This is a genomic window from Anaerobacillus alkaliphilus (genome assembly GCF_004116265.1).
GTDB classification, from domain to species: domain Bacteria; phylum Bacillota; class Bacilli; order Bacillales; family Anaerobacillaceae; genus Anaerobacillus; species Anaerobacillus alkaliphilus.
This window is the reverse complement of record NZ_QOUX01000008.1, coordinates 1-348: the sequence shown is the minus strand read 5'-3', so window position 1 is coordinate 348 and position 348 is coordinate 1. Positions and strand designations below refer to the sequence as shown.

General features: G+C 42.8%; 1 rRNA gene. It reads right to left on the bottom strand.

Annotated features, from left to right (window positions below):
* Positions 1-108: ribosomal RNA gene (locus DS745_RS04300) — 23S ribosomal RNA — on the bottom strand; the annotation flags it as partial.
* Positions 109-348: the final 240 nt, after the last annotated feature.

The window sequence follows — 348 nt, the reverse complement described above, 5'->3', positions numbered from 1 at the left end:
CCCGGATCAAAGCTTACTTACAGCTCCCCGAGGCATATCGTTGTTCGTCACGTCCTTCTTCGGCTCCTAGTGCCAAGGCATCCACCGTGCGCCCTTTCTAACTTAACCTAAATTTTCCGAAATAAGCTTCGTATTTCTTCGTCAACTTCCCTCACCAATCGTCCTCATGTACGTCTATAGTACACTCCGGCGATTGCCTCGGTCGTTTCCTCGAACTACTCGCTTCTTTCGCAAAATTACCTAGTTATAAGGATTTTACGTCGAATTGAATTCTTGACTACTCAAGTTTACTCAAAAGCTTTTACAAACTTTCCGGTAAAACTTAAATGTGTTAGTTGTTATCTAGTT